The 18,421-nt window shown below is 38.7% G+C and carries 14 protein-coding genes; 5 read left to right on the top strand and 9 right to left on the bottom strand.

Going from position 1 to position 18,421, the window contains the following annotated elements:
• Positions 1-40 precede the first annotated feature (40 nt).
• Entirely contained in the window at positions 41-424 is a 384-nt protein-coding gene (locus H6G18_RS14190; RefSeq protein ID WP_242040316.1) for a HepT-like ribonuclease domain-containing protein, read from the top strand.
• Positions 425-542: 118 nt separating this feature from the next.
• Here H6G18_RS14190 and H6G18_RS14185 read toward each other — a convergent pair whose 3' ends face one another.
• The 4 genes from H6G18_RS14185 to H6G18_RS14170 form a co-directional block, all read right to left on the bottom strand.
• Positions 543-2,900 (bottom strand): PAS domain S-box protein, encoded by a 2,358-nt coding sequence (locus H6G18_RS14185; RefSeq protein WP_190407745.1) that lies wholly within the window; start codon positions 2,898-2,900, stop codon positions 543-545.
• 2 nt (positions 2,901-2,902) lie between these two features.
• On the bottom strand, positions 2,903-3,358 hold the full coding sequence (locus H6G18_RS14180; RefSeq protein ID WP_190407748.1) for a response regulator: 456 nt from the start codon (positions 3,356-3,358) through the stop codon (positions 2,903-2,905).
• A gap of 65 nt (positions 3,359-3,423) precedes the next feature.
• Entirely contained in the window at positions 3,424-5,682 is a 2,259-nt protein-coding gene (locus H6G18_RS14175) for an ATP-binding protein (RefSeq protein ID WP_190407744.1), read from the bottom strand.
• Between the two features lie 321 nt (positions 5,683-6,003).
• The gene (locus tag H6G18_RS14170) at positions 6,004-6,906 is read right to left on the bottom strand and encodes a cation diffusion facilitator family transporter (protein ID WP_190407743.1); all 903 of its coding nucleotides are present in this window, start codon (positions 6,904-6,906) and stop codon (positions 6,004-6,006) included.
• A gap of 1,084 nt (positions 6,907-7,990) precedes the next feature.
• Between H6G18_RS14170 and H6G18_RS14165 the strand changes: the two genes are divergently transcribed.
• The 3 genes from H6G18_RS14165 (at position 7,991) to H6G18_RS14155 (ending at position 10,830) form a co-directional block, all read left to right on the top strand.
• Positions 7,991-9,265, top strand: coding sequence for an HlyD family efflux transporter periplasmic adaptor subunit (locus tag H6G18_RS14165; RefSeq protein WP_242040315.1), 1,275 nt, complete (start codon positions 7,991-7,993; stop codon positions 9,263-9,265).
• Between the two features lie 101 nt (positions 9,266-9,366).
• Entirely contained in the window at positions 9,367-9,756 is a 390-nt protein-coding gene (locus tag H6G18_RS14160; protein WP_190407741.1) for a HetP family heterocyst commitment protein, read from the top strand.
• A 522-nt stretch (positions 9,757-10,278) separates the two neighbouring features.
• A complete protein-coding gene (locus tag H6G18_RS14155) occupies positions 10,279-10,830 on the top strand; it encodes an HMA2 domain-containing protein (protein WP_190407740.1) in 552 nt (183 codons plus the stop codon).
• Positions 10,831-10,971: 141 nt separating this feature from the next.
• On the opposite strand, the gene crtW is transcribed toward H6G18_RS14155, so the two are convergent.
• On the bottom strand, positions 10,972-11,757 hold the full coding sequence (gene crtW, locus H6G18_RS14150) for a beta-carotene ketolase CrtW (RefSeq protein ID WP_190407739.1): 786 nt from the start codon (positions 11,755-11,757) through the stop codon (positions 10,972-10,974).
• A gap of 459 nt (positions 11,758-12,216) precedes the next feature.
• Positions 12,217-12,975 (bottom strand): bifunctional 2-polyprenyl-6-hydroxyphenol methylase/3-demethylubiquinol 3-O-methyltransferase UbiG, encoded by a 759-nt coding sequence (gene ubiG / locus H6G18_RS14145; RefSeq protein WP_190407738.1) that lies wholly within the window; start codon positions 12,973-12,975, stop codon positions 12,217-12,219.
• A gap of 305 nt (positions 12,976-13,280) precedes the next feature.
• Here ubiG and hemJ point away from each other — a divergent pair, with 305 nt between their 5' ends.
• Positions 13,281-13,865, top strand: a complete 585-nt coding sequence (gene hemJ / locus H6G18_RS14140; protein WP_190407737.1) for a protoporphyrinogen oxidase HemJ — start codon at positions 13,281-13,283, stop codon at positions 13,863-13,865.
• On the opposite strand, the gene H6G18_RS14135 is transcribed toward hemJ, so the two are convergent.
• The 3 genes from H6G18_RS14135 to H6G18_RS14125 form a co-directional block, all read right to left on the bottom strand.
• A complete protein-coding gene (locus H6G18_RS14135; RefSeq protein ID WP_190407736.1) occupies positions 13,862-16,387 on the bottom strand; it encodes a cyclic nucleotide-binding domain-containing protein in 2,526 nt (841 codons plus the stop codon). The genes hemJ and H6G18_RS14135 overlap by 4 nt on opposite strands.
• A gap of 139 nt (positions 16,388-16,526) precedes the next feature.
• On the bottom strand, positions 16,527-16,907 hold the full coding sequence (locus H6G18_RS14130) for a DUF433 domain-containing protein (protein ID WP_190407735.1): 381 nt from the start codon (positions 16,905-16,907) through the stop codon (positions 16,527-16,529).
• A gap of 168 nt (positions 16,908-17,075) precedes the next feature.
• The gene (locus H6G18_RS14125; RefSeq protein WP_190407734.1) at positions 17,076-18,413 is read right to left on the bottom strand and encodes an alkaline phosphatase; all 1,338 of its coding nucleotides are present in this window, start codon (positions 18,411-18,413) and stop codon (positions 17,076-17,078) included.
• Positions 18,414-18,421 lie beyond the last annotated feature (8 nt).

Here is an 18,421-nt window from a genome sequence, read left to right as displayed (position 1 = left end):
GATTATGAAGTGTATTCAGAGGTAAGTGAAGCCATGATTTATGGTTCCTTACTTCGTCTCATGGTTAGGCGATTGTCTATTTAATATTTACTTTACGAATCAGCTCTTAAGCAATATTAAAGAATGTATTGAGCGCATAGAGTCTTACACTCTTGATGGTAAAGAAGCATTTTTGCAAATTCCAATAATTCAAGATGCAGTAATTAGGAATTTTGAAGTTATTGGGGAAGCTACTAAGAGATTATCTCCCGAAATAAGAGCAGCTTATCCAGATATACCTTGGCAACAAGTTGCTGGTTTTAGGGATGTACTGATTCACGATTATTTGAAGGTGAATTTAAACCGGGTGTGGGGTGTAATTGAGCAGAATTTACCAGCATTAAAGGCAACTGTTGAGGCGATTTTACAAGAGTTGGGAGAGTGATGAAGTCAAATATAAGCCCAGCAAAGTTACCAGATGAAAGACCAAACCACAAGGTAATAGAAATTTTGGTAATTGGACTATTACCCATTACCAACGTCGCTTTCGATGAAAGTGGTTATCAATCCTGCAATGGTAATTTAATTGTGAAAGTAGCGCCTTGTCCTTCGCCGGGACTGCTGACATGAATTGTCCCGCCATGCAATTCTATAAGATGACGAGCGATCGCTAATCCTAGTCCTAAACCACCTTGTTGATGATGGTAGCCTGCTTGACGGTAACGCTCAAAAACGTAGGGTAGAAATTCTGGGCTAATACCAATACCTGTGTCAGTAACCGTGATGTGAACTTGAGAAACTGTGTGTAATAACTGGACTGTTACTTGTCCCTCTGGAGGGGTGAACTTAATTGCATTTGACAGCAGATTGCCTAAAACTTGTAACAAGCGGTTAACATCACCAAAAATCGGGGGAGTAGAATCATCTATCACAGACTCTAAATGGATATTTTTAGCTTTTGCTGAAGGGTAAGCAGTCTCAATTGCTACACCGATAATTGCAAGCAGATCCACTTGGCATCGTTCTAACTGTAGCTGACCTCTGAGGATACGGGACATATCCAGTAAGTCTTCCAAGAGTTTTGACTGTGATTGAGCGTTGCGTTCAATCGTTTCTAATCCACGATTAAAAGTAGTTTGATCAAACTGGCGAGTCCGCAACAGTTGTGACCAACCGAGAATCGCATTGAGTGGCGATCGCAAATCATGAGATACCATAGCCACAAACTCATCTTTTGTTTGGTTGGCGGCTTCCGCTTCTGCTCGAGCTGCTTTTTCTAGTTGCAAAAGTCGATTCCGTTCTGCTTCTAACTGTTTGCGATCGTCAATATCTGTACTTGTGCCGAACCATTGCACAATCTTTCCTTGCTCATCTCTAATGGGTAAAGCTCTGGTTAAATGCCACCGATAACTACCATCATATTTTTGACAGCGCATTTCTTGTTCGTAAATTTGCCCTGTCTTCATGGCTTGCATCCATGCTTGATTAATTATAGGGATGTCGTCTGGATGGATAACTGTTGTCCAGCCAGACCCCATAGCCTGCTCCAAAGTTAGTCCAGTGTATTCACACCATCGTTGATTGACATATTCGCAGTCACCTTGAGGATTTTTCACCCAAACTAGTTGTGGTATGACATTGGATAAATGGCGATAGCGTTCCTCACTTTGGCGCAAAGCAGATTCAGCGCGTTTGCTTTGGGTGAGGTCAAGGACGAAGCAAGCACTGTAGCCATTATCTTCCTGTCCTTCAATCAGGGCAATTCCTAATAAAATAGGTACACGGGAGCCATCTTTGTGAAAATACTCCTTCTCGAAAGGAGTACACACTCCAGAAGTTTGCAGTTCTTGAATTTTTTTCTGGTCGAGGTGTTCGTATTCTGTTGGTGTAATCTGATCCCAACGCAAGCCACCTGTTTCTAGTTCGGCACGAGTATAGCCGAGCATTTCCAAAAAAGCATCATTTGCTTCGTATATCTGACCGCTAAAGTCACCAAAATAAATACCAACTATATTAGAGTCCACAATGCGGCGGAATTTGGCTTCGCTTTGACGCAACGCATCGGCTGCTAGTCGGGAACGTTCATTGCTAGAGCGCAGTTCTTCCTCGGTTTGCTTGCGGGTGGTGATATCAAAGGCTGTACCCACTATTTGCCGTGGTGAACCGTCAGCATTCCTCAGAAACACAGAATTACGACTAAAAAACCAACACCATTTACCATTAGCGTGTCGCATCCTATACTCATGTTCTATAATGTCCCCATCCTTAGCGGAGTCAAATTGTTGGAATACTTGCGGAAGCTGAACTAAATCGTCAGGGTGCATTAATTTGATGAGAAATTCTTTCCCTAAGGCTTGAATTGTTTCGGGATTATGACCTAATAGCTTACCAACTTTACCGTTGAGATAAACATTACGTTTTTCTCGCAAATCATAAACGTATAAAATCCCTGGGGTTGTTTCGGCTATGCGTTCAATAAATTGTTGACTTTCCCGTAACTGTTCTTCGCTGCGGCACAGTTCTTTACGTAATTGTACTTGTACGATTGCTGAATGGATAGTAGAACGCAAACGCTCTGCTGTGGTTTGTCCTTTTACTAGGTAGTCATAAACACCACTTTTCATAGCTTGAACAGCGATCGCTTCATTACCGTAACCAGTTAACATGACTATAGCTGGCATACTTCCCTGCACCTGCTGTTGCAATTCAGCCAAAAATTCCAGTCCATCTTGGTCTGGTAGTAAAAAGTCTAATAAAATTACATCGGGTTGAAATCGCCGACATAAATCTAGTGCTTCCTCTCCTGATTCTTCTTCCAGAATTGTGTAGCGATGCTCCTGGTCTTGCTGGAGATAGCGACGATAAACTTGGCGGTCTTCAGAACAGTCATCAATAATTAAAATAGTTAGCGGTTGTGCCATGACTAATTGCTAACAGCATCAGGAAGAATCACAATATCTAACCAGTAAGTTAAAAAGGTGTGAATAGTTTTAACTAAGCGTTTGATATCAATCGGTTTAAGGATATAACTGGCTACACAATATCGGTAACATATCTCAATATCTTTGGGATTACAAGAAGTTGTGAAGACAATTACAGGAATATGTTTGAAATTATTATCCTGCTTAATTTGGGCTAAAAATTCTCGTCCATCAGTCCCTGGTAAATTGAGGTCAAGCAAAATAATCGAGGGACAGGGAGCCTTGGCGGTGTTGAGATAAGCTCCAGTGTGGTAGAGAAAATCTAAAGCATCATCCCCATCAATGCAGCGAAAAACAGGATTTAAGACAATTTCTTGCTGCATAACTCGCTGGAAAGCTGCAAAATCTTCGTCACTATCTTCAATTATTAATAAAGGTTGGGAGATGTTACCAATCATGTGGGGAATGGGGAGAAAGAAGCCAATAATCAATCAATATTTCTTAATTTTGCAACCCCATCTACTCATTCTGTCCCCTGTAAAGTGAAATAAAAGGTAGTACCTTCGCCGTAGGTTGATTCTAACCAAATGATACCACTGTGTCGCTCCACAATTTTTTTGGCGATTGTCAGTCCTGCGCCTGTACCACCGCCATATTTGCTGGGGCTGTGTAGTCTTTTGAAGATGCGGAAAATTGCATCAAAGTGTTTTTCCCGAATACCAATGCCATTGTCTCGCACGTAAAATGTTACTGGTAGTGGCGGATTTTCGAAATAGCCAATTTCAATCCATTTATGGGCTTTGTCGTTGTATTTGATGGCGTTGGCAATAAGATTACTGAAGACTTCGCCTATTTGGATGCGATCGCAATACACTACAGGCAGTGGTTGAGCAATTCTAATTTCTACTCCTGTCTCCTCAATTCGCCCACTCAACATATCTAAAATCCGATGCACAATCTCATTGAGATCAGTATCCTGCATTGATAAATCAACCCGTCCCAAGCGAGAAAAATGCAGCAGAGAATCTATTAAATCTTCCATCCGTTGGGTAAGACGAATCAGGGTGAATAACTTTTCCTTACCTGATGTGTCTATGATTTCGCCATAATCTTCCATCAAAAAGTTGGAATAATTATGAATTCCCCGCAGTGGTTCTTTCAAATCGTGGGAAGCAATATAAGCAAAAGCATCTAATTCTTGATTACTGCGTTCTAGTTCAATATTTAGTTGCGCTAGTTCATCTGCTTTGCGCAACACTACACCAATAATCGCACTTCTTAACTCTAGTGCCGCATTCACTTCATAAGGTTTCCAAGGGTGAGACTTCAACAGTACCGTTTCTTTCCATAAATCAAAAGACTTACGGGGTGATAGGCGGACTCCACCATTGGCGATTACTTCTACAGGTTTATGGGGATTACCAGCCCAATTTATAGTTTGTATTACCTCTGGACGAAACCATAAAACATAGTTTTTCTGACTTCTAGAAATAGAAAGTGCTATTAAGCCACTAGCAACATCGCGCAAGTTTTCTGCATCTGGATAAACTGTTGCTAGTGAATCGGTGTAAAAAATATCTTCATGTAGATTTTGACTAATCCATTCCACTAAATTTTGAATATCTGGGTTTGCTGGAGCTTTACCAACAGTAAAATAATTACCATTAGAACAAACTGCTGCTCCTTGTGCATTTACAAGTTCAAGGAGATTCGGCTGATGGTTAATTAAAGCATCAATAAAGTTATTTTCTGCCGACATATACTCTACTAATTTACTATGCACAGATTTCACTTTGATTTTGTCTTCTGTATCTTCACTATCTTCTTTAGCACTCATTTCAATAGATGTCATTTGCCCTAAAAATTCACAAGCACTCCGCACTTCATAGGGGATGTATTTTGGTGATTGATGATGACAAGCAATTAGACCCCATAATTTTTGATTTTTCAAAATCGAAATGGACATGGAAGCAGCTACGCCCATATTCTGCATATATTCAATGTGTAATGGTGAGACACTACGGAGAACTGAACGACTTAAGTCTAAGGGCTGGTTATTTATAGGATTATTAATAGGAATAATTTCTACTGGTTGATATTTAGCATCTGGTATCAACCTCAGCCAGTTTTGGCTGTATAGTTTTCTAGCTTGTTGCGGAATATCAGAGGCTGGGTAGTGTAAACCTAAATAGGATGTAAGATATTCAGGCTTTATTTCCGCAATTACTTTACCGTTCCATTGTTCATCAAATCGATAAACCATAACTCTGTCAAAGCCAGTAATTTTTTGGACTTCTTGAGCCAGAATGCAACTAATTTCTGTAACATTAATTGCACCTTGAAGTTTTAACATTGCTAGCTTTACTAAATGATAAAATCGGAAAAACACATTACTTTTTTCCGAAAAATGAGGCTCTAATTCTAGAATTAATACTTCATTAGAACGATGAGAAATACCATCAAAATGAAGAGTTTTATCGGTTGATTTGATACTAAATTCAATAGGATTAACTATTGGTAAATCTTCGTTAGTTAAACAGTCTTCTAATAAATTAATCTGCTCTGTTTCCAATAAGCAGCTTAAATGTTGATTTAGTAATTGTTCTGGATGTATCCCCAAAACATTAAATGTATTATTACTAACTTGCAGAATAGTTAAATCTACTAACTTTAATGCTAAAAGCACTCCATGAGGTTGAATGAAACCAGGAATATGAATTGGTTCTTTGTTGCAGTTACTGAGGTCTACCTGAAAGGGAATAGTGATATCGTTGATGTTCACTTTTCAGTCCTTAAAATTACAACCAGAGCAAAGGCTGACTTTAATACACGTATGATGTATAAACACTCCTAATGTATTGTCTATCAGAAATACTTTATAGCCTCAGCATAACAATTAGTGCAGATATAATTACTTCTGACTCTGACTTGTATACATGAGTAGGCTTAAATTCAATTCAAAATGCTAAATTTACGCGTAAAACTTTGTTTATGGGAGTATAAATAAAAGTGTACTTTTATTACATCAAATAAAGTATTAATTTTGATATGAGACGTAGCAACGCTAAGTATTATACCAGTCTAATACCCAACCAAGAATTTCCTATTGTGTTCCAGTTCCAAAGCTAATTTGCTCAGATTGATAGGCTGGTGGCTCGACGTGAATGACAATTCTGACCGGACGGAAGCTTTCCTCTAGTAGGCTTTCTACTTCTTCAGTAATGCGATGAGCAGTTTCCACATCTGGCGCATCGACTATTAAGTGCATTTCAATGAAGACTTGCCGACCGATAACACCCCGTGAAGAGATATCATGACAATTAATTACCCCAGGTACAGTAGATACGATCGCCTGTATAGCTTCAGGTGCGATCGCCATTTGATCCACCAACCAAGGTAAATTCTCTTTTAAAACTGACCAACCACTCCAAAATACCAACAACGCCACCGGAAAAGCTAACACGACATCTAACCATTGATAACCAAGCCAAACTCCAATCAAACCACCGATGACAGAGATTGTTACCCACACATCACTCATAGTATGTGTAGCATCAGCGATTAAAATTTGACTACCTACCCGCTTACCCTCATTGCGCTCATAGAAAGCCACAAAAATATTCACTCCCAAGACAAGTAGCAACAACCACAACTCAGGCGGTGATACTCTTACAGGTGCGCCACCTTTCAGAATGCGCTCAATCGCACCTTGGAGAATTTCAAAACAGGCTATTCCTAAAAATGCGGCGATTCCCAACGCACCCACAGCTTCAAACTTCTGATGTCCATAGGGATGCTCGCGATCGGGATATGGAGAAGAAAAGTTACTGGCGAATAATCCTAAAATATTGTTTGCACTATCTGTCACACTATGCAAGGCATCGGCTAACAAGCTGAGAGATCCTGTTAAGTACCCTACAAATGCTTTTAATCCCATAACAAACAAATTGAGCAGTAGAGTAATCAACAAAACTTTTCGTACTACTGCACGGTTATCGTAAACCATAGATATTTTTAAACATTACGTTCCCTGAATTATCAGTGTACTTGCAATGTGGAAATCTAAACATCAACCAAATGTATCAAAGTCTTATGTGACAAGGATTATATCTCCTTATTACTATAATTAATTATATATTTTGTTGAGATATTTTATAATTTAAAAGTCTTAGAACGTAGATAAATATTAAGAATAGCGTCCAATAATAAAGCATATTTTTATCATTAAGGAGACGAAATATTTTTGTTTAAGATTTATTTTGTAGCATTCAACATACTTTGATATACCCTCACTTACTTAGTTTGATTTGATTGTGCCGACTTACTTATAACCCAGTCCCTCCCTCGGAAGTTACTAAAATCGCTATTGCTGCGCTAACCTAGTACAGCCCGGCGTAAATCAACCACCCATTCCAAATCAATGAAATGCTTACTCTGCAATAATTTTGACTTTTTACTTCCGCCTTGCGGTACTCATCATCTGGGACGGAAGTAATGCGATAGAAGGTTACTTTACAAAAAAATGCCAATTTGGCTGAATCGGATGCAAAAAACTAGTATTCTGTATTTTAGGTAACTGTTTTGCGTTAAAGTTTTTGTATGTAAAATTGCTATCTGGAGTTAAGGAATGGTTAAAGATTTTCAATATTCTAACCACAAAACTCAAAAATTGAAAAATCGCAGTGGTTATTTTGATCACTTGTTTTGCATATTAAACATTCCAGAGCAGACAAAATCACACGCTATTGAGTGAGCCAGAATTTTCTTGGGCAATAGGTAAATATTTTTTTGATTAGTAGGCTTTATCATTATTACAAGTATTAGTTGGTTAAATAAATAATCGTAAATGCTTCTAAACTCTTATGGTTGATTTGTTAATTTAACTCAACTATCAGGATTGAAAGGCAAAATTGATGGAGCTAAGAGCGCTATTTCGATAGCAAATGAAATGACAAACAGCAAAATTTTCATTTAATACAGCTTCCATGAAAATACCATTCAACTCTCTGTTTCCAAAACAAGAGAAACAGTCATCACTGCCTTCTAAAACAGGCTACTGTCTTGCTATTTCTGCGAATTGTGAGCAAGATATGTTGATAAATTTATCTACTTCAGTAACTTCTGTAAATAGAGTCAATGGAAATGCAAGTGCATCTGTAAAATTTATCTCCAAAAAGACTGACAATTTACAAGATCGTAAACTAGAAGATAAGTTAAAAAATAACCAAACTGTTCAATTATCTACATCGTTGCAAACTTTCCTTGAGCAGTCACCGTCGTTTCCTTTTTATCAAATGATTTTGGGTGGAATAGCCTTCTGTATAACTATTGCAACTTGGGCAAATTTTGCTCATATTGACGAAGTAGGTAAAGCCACAGGAAGATTAGTTCCTCAGGGAGATGCTTATAAAATACATCCGGTTATTTCTGGGAAAATGGCTTATATCCGGGTTCGAGAAGGTGAGTTTGTCAAAGCTGGACAGGTAATAGCACAACTGGACAAAGAAATTGTTCTAAATGAAGTTGAGAAGCTGACACGAGAACGTACAACTTACCAAACACAATTGTTTAAAACCCAAACCTTGATAGAAAAAAGTCGTTGGGAATTGAAACAACATTTAGAGAGGAATAATGCAGAGATTGAGGCTCAAAATTCGACTAAAACCCCTAGTCAAAAGGTAGCGATCGCTCAAGGTCAGAAAAGCGATAGTATTAGTCAATCACAGCTACTGCAATTACAAGCAGATACCTTAGCCCAAAGCGATCGCTTACTCAGGTTTCAATCCCTAATAGAGCAAGAGTTACAAACTGAGAAAACAATTCAAAAACTACAAACAGAAAAAACTCAGTTGCAGGCCAAAGTACAACAAGTTGAAAAACAACTCCAAGAAGCAAAAGCTAGATTAAGACAACTTACCCTGATTTCTCCCATAGATGGAGTAGTGTTATCACTCAACGTCGGTAACAGTGGGGAAGTGATTCAACCAGGACAAACAATTGCTGAAATAGCGCCACAAAATACACCGTTAATTTTGGAGGCTATTTTGCCAATTAAAGAAGCAGGTTTTGTCGAAGTAGGGAATACAGCACAAATCAAATTCAACACATATCCCTATGAAGATTATGGGATTGTCTCCGGTCGAGTAATATCTGTTGCACCTCGTAGCAAACTTGATGAGCGACTGGGTACAGCTTATCAAGTAAAAATTGCCCCAGAACGTAATTATGTAAAAGCCAACGATCAAAATACCAAATTTAAAGCTGGCCAGACAGCCAAGACTGAGATTGTCATCCGTCGCCGAAGCATTGCAGATATTTTGCTTGACCAAATAAAACAACTGCCCATTGGTAGTAAAAGTGTATAAATAAGCAGTTCTTGATTACATAAAATTTAGCACACTCTAGCCCCTAATCACGAAAACGAGAACCGCCATAGCCACTGAAACAACTTATATTGAAAAACATCATGAACTACCACATTAATTCTTCTCAATCCAGTCTTCACAATTCAATTACTACTGAACAATTAAATCAAGTAATTGAAGCGATTACTGACGGGAGATATTCTTGGGCTTGTGTATTAATTTTGCGTTTTGTTGGTTACAATCCACTTCACTTTATTCCTCAGCGAACCTATAGTCGTTTACTTAAAGAAAATAGGCAAGTGCCAAGTGGAGCCATGTCTTTAAACAGTAACACTTCAGCCAATAATAATACTTCTGTAACTAATTCTAGCGGTAATAATAAAGTCTTTTCTCAGGCGGTGATTGAGAAAAAACTTGATACAAAACAGGGGATAAATATGTCAGTATGCTTAGAATCAAAAATTGCAGAACTTTATAGGCGGCATAAATAATTATAGTGGGGATAAGGCAGCAGAGCAGGGAGCAAGAGAAAAAAGCTCAAGCTTCTGGCTTAGAACTTATTCCCATTTCTCACGCTACCGAATGTGTTTTTTGAGAAATATTGTGTTTTGATTTATTTTTTCAATTGGCGATCGCCATTTACATTATTTCTTCGTTAGTGGTAGTATATTTTATAGGAAAGAGAGGCAAGAGGCTAGGGCAATGTGCCTCATACCGATAAAAAATGCAGTCTCATCCTATTCTATTGCCATCAAATTTCTCCCTCCTTTTCATACTTTTGATAATATTAACTACTCTTTTGGTAGATTTTAGATTAAATAGCAGCAATTATTATTTATATTGTTCATGTATATTTATTTAAATATATTTCTCTTGCACCAGTTCTTGTTATTTTGACAAGATAATTTGCCTTTTCTATATGGGCAATTTTTAACTATATTTTCCCTGATTTTCTTTTCCATCCTCTGCCATAAAGATTTGTAGGGTATAGTTTTCCCTACTGGATTTTCAATATGTCCTCAAGAAAAATTTCTAATTCTCATCCGAATAGTTTAAAAAAACAGCATGAGCAACATCAAAATATATCATGTAGTGTTGCTCATGCAATTCCTGGACGGATTCGTTTTCGTATTCCTCGATTAGCAAAAGATACCGAGTATGCTAATAAAGTTAAACAAGTTATAGAATTATACGTTGAAGGTGCAAAAGTTCGAGTTAACCCTACCGCTTCATCTATTGTTATCAACTATCAAAATGGCTCAATCTCAGATGAGCAGATGCGTTCACGTCTAATTAAATTGATTCAGACTGCTCCTAATATAAATTTACCAAAACAAGTAATAGTAAAATCAGCTTTGGAGAAAATTTTTAATGGACTGATTAATTTAATTAACAGTGTACGTAATCTTAACCAAGCGCGTAACATAATTAAATATCAACGGGTCAGGGTAAACACTTGGGAGCGATTACTTTCTACCGGAGAAAGTATGATTAAAGGTTTCAAATCGGTGATCATGTTTATTTTCCCTCATAAGGAATTACCATCAGCATTAGAATCTACATAGTTGCAAAACAGAATAACTCTTGTTCAAAGAAGCACCCTAATTGAAATTTCAATTAGGGTGTATTACATTTATTTTGTGACGAAATATAAGATTTCTCTTTGATTAATGAAATGTATTGAGGGTGGGTATTACCCCATCTACTTAAGAAATATCTAAACTTATTTTGTAAATTGCGGGTAATTTCCACCAGGGAAGCTGAGGGTATTCATGATGTTCCTTGTGGTAGCCGAAGTGGTAACAAGCAATAAAAGACCAAAAAAGAGGTAATGCAATACTCCGCGCACAATGGGAGTTAGTATATCCACCTTCTACTTTTTTATGAGGTAAGAACGTGCCAAAATAGAATAATTGTACAGAACTTAAAATAGAAGGTATTATCCAAAATATAATTAAATTATTCTCAGGTATATTAAATAAGTTTTTGAGTAGATGGAAAATCATGACTAATCCAAACAATTGTGTCCATCGCCAGTAAGACTTCATAAAATGGAAATACCAAAGAAAGAAGTTTTGTGGATGAGCATTGCAATAATCGGGGTCTAATTCACTCCCAGGATGGCGATGGTGTAACCAATGCTTTTTCAATAACTCTTTATAAGGAAATAGTCCGTACAATAGTAAAGCTAATTTACCTATAAAATTATTTATGTTGGCATTTTTGGGATAAACCACACCGTGCATAGCATCATGAGCAGTAATAAATAGACCTGTATATAGGAATGTCTGCCAAAGCATGGCTATTCCTAGCAAAAATACATGAATTATAGACGTGTCTAATGACAGCAAAATAATTAAACTAACTGCCCATAAACATAAAATAAAACCGCCGATAATTATACCCTTATTAAGGCTCTTTTCATCCCTTATTATTGATGTTAGTAATACCAATTTTTTTGAATGCAGAGATGATGGTTGACATTGAACCATGCTTTTACACCGTTATAGTTTCTAATGATTGACAAGTGAAATTTTGCAAGTATTCAAGGTAACGATCTTGCTTTTAACTTTATTTCGGTTTCAGCTATCAATCGAGTTATTACCTATTTTTTGGCAAAATTAACAGTTGCCAAAATTTTTTGTTTATCTTGCATTTCCTAGTATTACACAATATTAACAATTTGTTACACTTTTATTATAAAAAAATTTTGTATTATTATTCTCTGGTGAGATTTATATATTAAATCTGCTCCGCAAGCAAGATATTGAGTGCTGAAGTCTTATTAACAACTAGAAATTAATAACTATGACTCTCCCCGCCAGCCGTACAAAATCTATGCTAATTTATAAACAATAGTTGTGACACTGGAGGAAATTCCGTAAATATTTTTTCCTTCTGACTCTTAAACTATTTGTCGATAAATTAGTCTTAAAGAAAACTTAAACTGTTTAGGGTTTCATTGCCTTACCAATATACCAGACAGAAGTATCTTCATTTATTTGGATATCGAATAATGCTGTATTCCTGCTTTCTGCTTGAGAAGTTAAGCCTTTAAAGATGATATTTTTGAGCGTGGTAAAATTAGTACCGCCAGTTAAGTCAAATCCTTTAATTACGATATCTTCAAACCCAGCATTCTGCATAATATTAATTATCTCATCAGGTTTGATAAATTTATTCCATTCGTGCAGTCCTTGTGGCAATTGTTTAAAAATATATTCTAACAACCAAATCATGATCAATTTAGATTTAAAAGTTCTATTGATTGTATCGAATACAAATAAACCTTTTGTCTTTAAAACTCTATAAACTTCGTAAATAACTTTATGCCAATCGTTGACGTGTTCTAAAACATCGCAACACAATACAATATCAAATTGTTGACTTTCAAAAGGTAGTGATTCTGCTACTCCCTGATGATAATCAATTTTTAGTTGATTTTGTTTAGCGTGTTCTTGAGCAACTTTAATAGAATTTAGAGATAAATCGAGACCAGAGACCCTAAAACCTCGCTGTGCAAGGAATTCACACGCTAATCCACCACCACAACCAACATCTAACACTTTAGCATTTTTTCCATTAATAATGTAATTTGATAAGTACTCAAATCTAGCTTGATTCAAGTGCTGAGATAAATTTAAACTTTCGCCTTTTTGCCACCATTTATCTGCATTTAAATCATAATATTCTAGGTCATTTGTTTTCATTTAATTATTCTCAGATAAATATATTTAACAATTTATATTCATATTTTCTTAATTTATCTGGGAATATTCTTCGTTCTGAAGATATAGCTTGAATGTCTAGTTAGAGTATCTTTTGAATGAACAAATAACTTTAATGTCAGCTTGAGCGCGCCAATTTGCAGAGAGTTCCGTAGAAATGGCAGTGGCCTAGCTCATCGCCTGCATGAACGTTAAGAATTAAAAACGCGAGCAGATAGTTGGTTTCAAGTTAGGCTTCATTTTCTGTAGCATAGAGATTGGTTAATCTCAAGATTACTGAAATCTTTATGGCATACCTGTGGTTTAAGTCATTTCACATTCTTGGTTTTGTAGCCTGGTTCGCAGGTTTATTTTATTTGCCACGCCTGTTCATTTATCACATTGAAGCTGAAGAACGGCAAGAGCCTGTAAAAACTGCACTAAAGCAAGAGTATAGCCGTATAGAAAAGTTACTCTACAAGTTGATCATGATGCCAGCCATGATATTTACAATTGCAATGGCGATTGGAATTATTTCCACTCAACCAGATATTCTCAAGCAGGATTGGCTCCATGTAAAGCTTTTCTTGGTGTTTTTGTTAATATGTTTTCATTTCTACTGTGGGCGATTTATTCGTCAGTTAGAGACAGACACCTACTCTATCAACAGTCTACAAATGCGAAGAATCAATGAGATACCCACTATCTTACTTGCTTTAGTTGTGTTGTTAGCAATTTTTAAAAACAGCTTGCCAACAACTGTCACAGCTTTGGGAACAGCGATCGCTATCTTCATTTTTGCAGTAGTTATTCAACTCTATGCACGTAAACGCCGCTTGCAAAACCAAGGAGAACTGAGTATTTCTCTAGACGAAAAAGCCAATATCGCTTAAAAAACAATAATTGCCCACATACTTACACCCAAGCCAATAGCGACTAGGTGTTGCCAAAGCATAACTCTCAATGGTTGTCTGGCAATTTTTTGTGTCAATACTATCGTCAACAGCACGGAAAAAATCAGGATGGTACCTTGTAAAAAGGCAATTACTGCCGGGTGTGCTACTAATATTGGTAATTGCTCTCCATTTAGACCGAAAGTAGCAAAGGTCACGGGTAGGATTTTTCCACCTTCACCTAAACCTAAATGCAGGTAATGAGCAAAATTTCCGCCTAAAACTAATGGTAAATAACCATAAGCAAGTTCAATAAATCGTCTAGGTTTGCGGCGAATATTGAAGAGTTTAATTAAACCGTGGGCGGACGAAATAACAGCAAATGGAATTAACAGAGCTAAAATAGATATTCCCAAATGTAACCAAAATTGAGTTAAATCAAGTGACAAACCCAGCCAATTTAGCAACTCTGGTAAACGATGGAGATAGATTCCCCCCAAAAGTAACAACAACAAAGCTACTTCATAATTGTGGGGTACATGAGTCGTCCACAGTTCAATTCCGGGGGGACGCAAGTTAAACTCCACAGAACGATGGGGACAAGCTTTAAGACACGTCATGCACAATACGCAATCTCGGTTATCTTCCAACTGGGCTGGGTGAGAATATAAAGGACAGCCATTTGTCTCCATTCCTTCGCCTTTTTCGGGGCCGCCTTTATAACATTGATAGGTTGTACAAGTAGCAGAACAGATACCTTGCTGCGCTCTTAATTCAGTCATGGAGAGTTTAGCAAATAAACCATTCATTCCCCCGATGGGACAAAGATAGCGACACCAAAACCGCCGTTCAAAAATGGCAGAAAAAATCATTGCTCCAGAGGTAATTAGTAACAGCAAACAGGCGGAAAGATAGGCTGTATTTTCTAAGTTCCAGAGTTCTTCCCAGAGAAAAATGACGGTAAATAACCCAAATAAGAACCATCCGCCCCATTTTTCGGCTTTTTCTCGCGGCCAGCGTTGGAGTTGGCGAGGAAATAACCACAGGGATAATTTCTGGGTAATTTCGCCGTAAATCATGAACGGACAGACAGAACACCACACACGCCCCAAGAATGGGAAAATAAAGAGGATGATCGGCCACCACCAAGCCCAAAATAAATTTAAGGCAAAATTGCGATCGCGTGTTTGCGGCCCTACGAACAATACACCTACAATAAATGCAAACACAACGACGGTAAAACCATAATTAATGCGGTCAGGCCACCAGGGACTCCGCAAAAATCGCCGTAACCCCGGATAAATATTCAGAAGATTGACACGAAATTGCTTTTTCTTCGGTTCAGCCGCCCAAAATATCTCCTCTGTTAATTCGCTGCGTTCTCCGGCTTGAACAATTGCCCGTTCTACAAGGTTTTTCAACTCCTTGAGATTACCGGGAAAATCATAGGATTGTAGACGGCGTAAAGCTTCTGGGGTGATGCGAGGTTTAGCAACTCCACGCGATCGCACGTACAAACTAGTGTAATATTCCACCTGGGCTTTAATGTCGGCTTTTCTGACCCGTAGAGGCGGTACTTTGATCATATGACAGACACAGCGTTCAATTCTGGAGTCGGTTTTTTCCGACACAATTAAAATTCGGGCTTTGCTGGTGCGGGGTTCCGCCGTTGGTTCTCCTGGCCGAGTCACAGGAGTATATATATTTGTTTGCAATAACTGTGCTACAGGCTGTAATAACTCTGGTGGTAACTCTTGGATATTATTGAGAACTAAACTACCTTCCCCCAACCACTCCAACAGCCCTGGTTTACCACCAGCACGACCAAATAAATCAGCGCCGCTAGTTTGCAAAATCCCACAATTGATTTTAATAATGGGTTCGCGTCGCTTGGAGGAACTGAAGTGAATCAGAGCCGCAATATTATCTTTTTCTAAGCCTGGTTCGCCAAAAATTTCTACAGATTTACGGTCAGTATTAGCTTCTCGAATTTGCTCCCGCAGACGCACAGCGTAGCGACTTGTCCCGACAATTCCCCGTTGCGCTTTGGTGACTAAATAGGGACGCAAAGCCACAGAACGTTCTTGTTCATAAGTTAACGCAGATGTCACCTGGGCTAATTCCTGCGCCAGTTGTCGGGAAAAAGCCTGAGTGATTTCTGGGTATTGGCTAATTAAGTCCTGAAATTTAGCCGCAGGTATAGCCCAGACATGAGATTCTGTCAGCGTAATAACTTTAAATCGGGTTAACTCATCTAAAAGTAATTCTTGCAGATTGATGACTGCTCCTGGGAGAAACCCTTGCGCCAAAGCAGAACTATTTTGATTAGTCGTTTCGCTTTCTAGCTGTCCGTCTTGGACAATGTAAAGTGCTTCTGGGTGGGTGGCTTCTGGAACTAGAGTATTTCCTGGGGGTATGACTTGTGCTTCTAGAACTTGGGCGATCGCATCCAACGCCGCAGGTGAGAGAATACCTAAAGTTGTTCGCTCTTGTAGCCATATAACTGTATCTGGAGATGTCATCCTGGTTTCTCCGTGTCGGCTGCTTGCTGTATAACTGGAATTATCCCTGAAAACAGCTGCGTGATGAGTTTTTCTGACTTACCTAATCTTTGGGTTCCTCTGGTGCTTTTGGGCTTAATTGTGCTGGCGGCGGTGTTTTTTAGTCGTAGTCGTTAATTCTCAAAAAATTTGGACTAAAACCTTGAATTTCTTTGGAACGATCATGGGCTTTTTGTTCGGCTTTAAATTCTATTAATCTTTTAACTCCCGGATGGGGATTTTTACGCTGTTCTTCTCGCATTTTATGACTCCACTCTAGCCAGTCGGTTATATATTGACTGGCTTTTTCTTTTTCGTGATGGTAATAGAGAATAGTGGCATATACTTGTTCTATAGTCAGACTAGGGAACATCTGGGCAATTTCTTCAGGTGTACGGGCGCGATAAATATATTCATATAAAATGGTTTCGATGCCAATACGAGAACCTTTTAAACGAATATCGTCAGAACCGAGAAAGTTAAAGTAGTCTTCTAGTTGCATGGGTTTAGTTCTCCTGTTTAATTAAAAAGCCCCGTTGGGGCGGGGTGTAGGGCGTAGGGTGTGGGGGAATATACAGCCTCAACAACCAGTGGGTCGGAGGACAAAAAATAACCGGAAAAATACCTCACTCATTACTCATTACTCATTACTCCTTACTCATTACTCCTTTTACTTAGCCAACTGCTTACCAAAGAGGGTACGGTACATCAGGCGATAAATATCGGTGTTATCGACTGTGCCATGTAAGAGTTGAGCATTTAAACCATGAGCCTTAGCAACGATCGCTCCTGTATTATCGCCGAAAGTAGACCAACCGACTGCAAAGGGAAAGCGTTTACCTTGTTTGTCTGGTGCAGAAATAAACGGTAAAGTACCAGTTCCATCTCTACCATCCCAAGGTGAGCCATTTTTGCTTTTTTCTGGGACTGGTTTATCAAAGGGAAAGTCTTTCTCTGTTACTCCCACCACTTCCAAACCGCCAGCATCACTATCGGCGGCGGTGACTAACAAAGTATTGGGATTCTTTTGAATAAAATCCATCGCTACCCCAACCGCATCATCAGCGCGTTTCACTGCTTCTATACAACCTGCTGCATGATTATAATTACAAAAATTATCGCTACCCTCTTCTTCCAACACAATCAAGAAGCCATTACGCCTCTCAGAGAACAGGCGTAAAGTCACTTGTAACTGTTCGGCGACTGTCGGCGCACTCTTGACATACAACGGTAAACCCTGTTTTTTTAAATTTTCTTCTGTGTCGTCGTTGTAAGTATCATCTGCGGCAAAAATTCCTAACACTTTTTTGGTATTTGTAGGTAATTTCAGCAACTCATCGCGGGTGTAAACAACGGTGTAACCCTTCTTCTTTGCCAACTCGATGACATTAATCCCATCCGTGCGTTGACTTTGTTGTGCTGTGGCGTGTCTCCCGGCTTTACCCTTGGGGAGATACCAAAGTTCACCACCGCCTAAGATGACATCTGCACCAGACTCGACGATTTGTTTAGTAATGTCTGCAAAGTTGCGGCGACTAGGTGACTTAGCGACAAACGCACTCGTACCCGGTTCGTGAATCATCCCCGAATTGATGATAGCAGTTGCTTTACCTGCGGCGATCGCTTCTTCTACAATTGTCTGGGGTTTACCCGACAGCGCCACCAATGGTTTCCCCGCTTCATCCAACCCAAAAGAATCAGCATTTACCTTCACCCCCGTGGCGTGAGTCACCGCACCACCGTTAGATGTCGCCGTGAGTTGGTCTTTCATGTGTCCCAGGTAGACGGCTAAATTAGACATCCTATCCCAATTGAGCCTGGCATCCGGCCCTTTGTAGAGCATCCGCGCTGCGCCCCAATGGGCTGCACTAGTACCATCAGGATGAATAAATATCACATTACCTGAGCGAGAAGTGGTAGCTGATAACTGCTGTGGTGTAAACATTAAAGTTAAGGCCACACCCAGAATCATTAAACCAATAACTTTTCTCGGAAATAGTTGTAACATAACTTTAC

This window comes from Anabaena subtropica FACHB-260, from assembly GCF_014697105.1.
In the GTDB taxonomy this organism is placed as follows: Bacteria; Cyanobacteriota; Cyanobacteriia; order Cyanobacteriales; family Nostocaceae; genus Trichormus; species Trichormus subtropicus.
Note: the sequence above shows the minus strand (reverse complement) of the source record. Positions and strands in the feature narration are given on the sequence as shown.

Excerpts from the sequence above, each read along its gene's own strand:
- H6G18_RS14185 (WP_190407745.1), bottom strand. The coding sequence starts at position 2,900 with ATGGCACAACCGCTAACTATTTTAATTATTGATGACTGTTCTGAAGAC.
- H6G18_RS14165 (WP_242040315.1), top strand. The coding sequence starts at position 7,991 with ATGTTGATAAATTTATCTACTTCAGTAACTTCTGTAAATAGAGTCAAT.
- H6G18_RS14130 (WP_190407735.1), bottom strand. The coding sequence starts at position 16,907 with ATGCAACTAGAAGACTACTTTAACTTTCTCGGTTCTGACGATATTCGT.
- H6G18_RS14190 (WP_242040316.1), top strand. The coding sequence starts at position 41 with ATGGTTCCTTACTTCGTCTCATGGTTAGGCGATTGTCTATTTAATATT.
- H6G18_RS14170 (WP_190407743.1), bottom strand. The coding sequence starts at position 6,906 with ATGGTTTACGATAACCGTGCAGTAGTACGAAAAGTTTTGTTGATTACT.
- H6G18_RS14160 (WP_190407741.1), top strand. The coding sequence starts at position 9,367 with ATGAACTACCACATTAATTCTTCTCAATCCAGTCTTCACAATTCAATT.
- crtW (WP_190407739.1), bottom strand. The coding sequence starts at position 11,757 with ATGGTTCAATGTCAACCATCATCTCTGCATTCAAAAAAATTGGTATTA.
- H6G18_RS14135 (WP_190407736.1), bottom strand. The coding sequence starts at position 16,387 with ATGACATCTCCAGATACAGTTATATGGCTACAAGAGCGAACAACTTTA.
- H6G18_RS14155 (WP_190407740.1), top strand. The coding sequence starts at position 10,279 with ATGTCCTCAAGAAAAATTTCTAATTCTCATCCGAATAGTTTAAAAAAA.
- hemJ (WP_190407737.1), top strand. The coding sequence starts at position 13,281 with ATGGCATACCTGTGGTTTAAGTCATTTCACATTCTTGGTTTTGTAGCC.
- ubiG (WP_190407738.1), bottom strand. The coding sequence starts at position 12,975 with ATGAAAACAAATGACCTAGAATATTATGATTTAAATGCAGATAAATGG.
- H6G18_RS14180 (WP_190407748.1), bottom strand. The coding sequence starts at position 3,358 with ATGATTGGTAACATCTCCCAACCTTTATTAATAATTGAAGATAGTGAC.
- H6G18_RS14125 (WP_190407734.1), bottom strand. The coding sequence starts at position 18,413 with ATGTTACAACTATTTCCGAGAAAAGTTATTGGTTTAATGATTCTGGGT.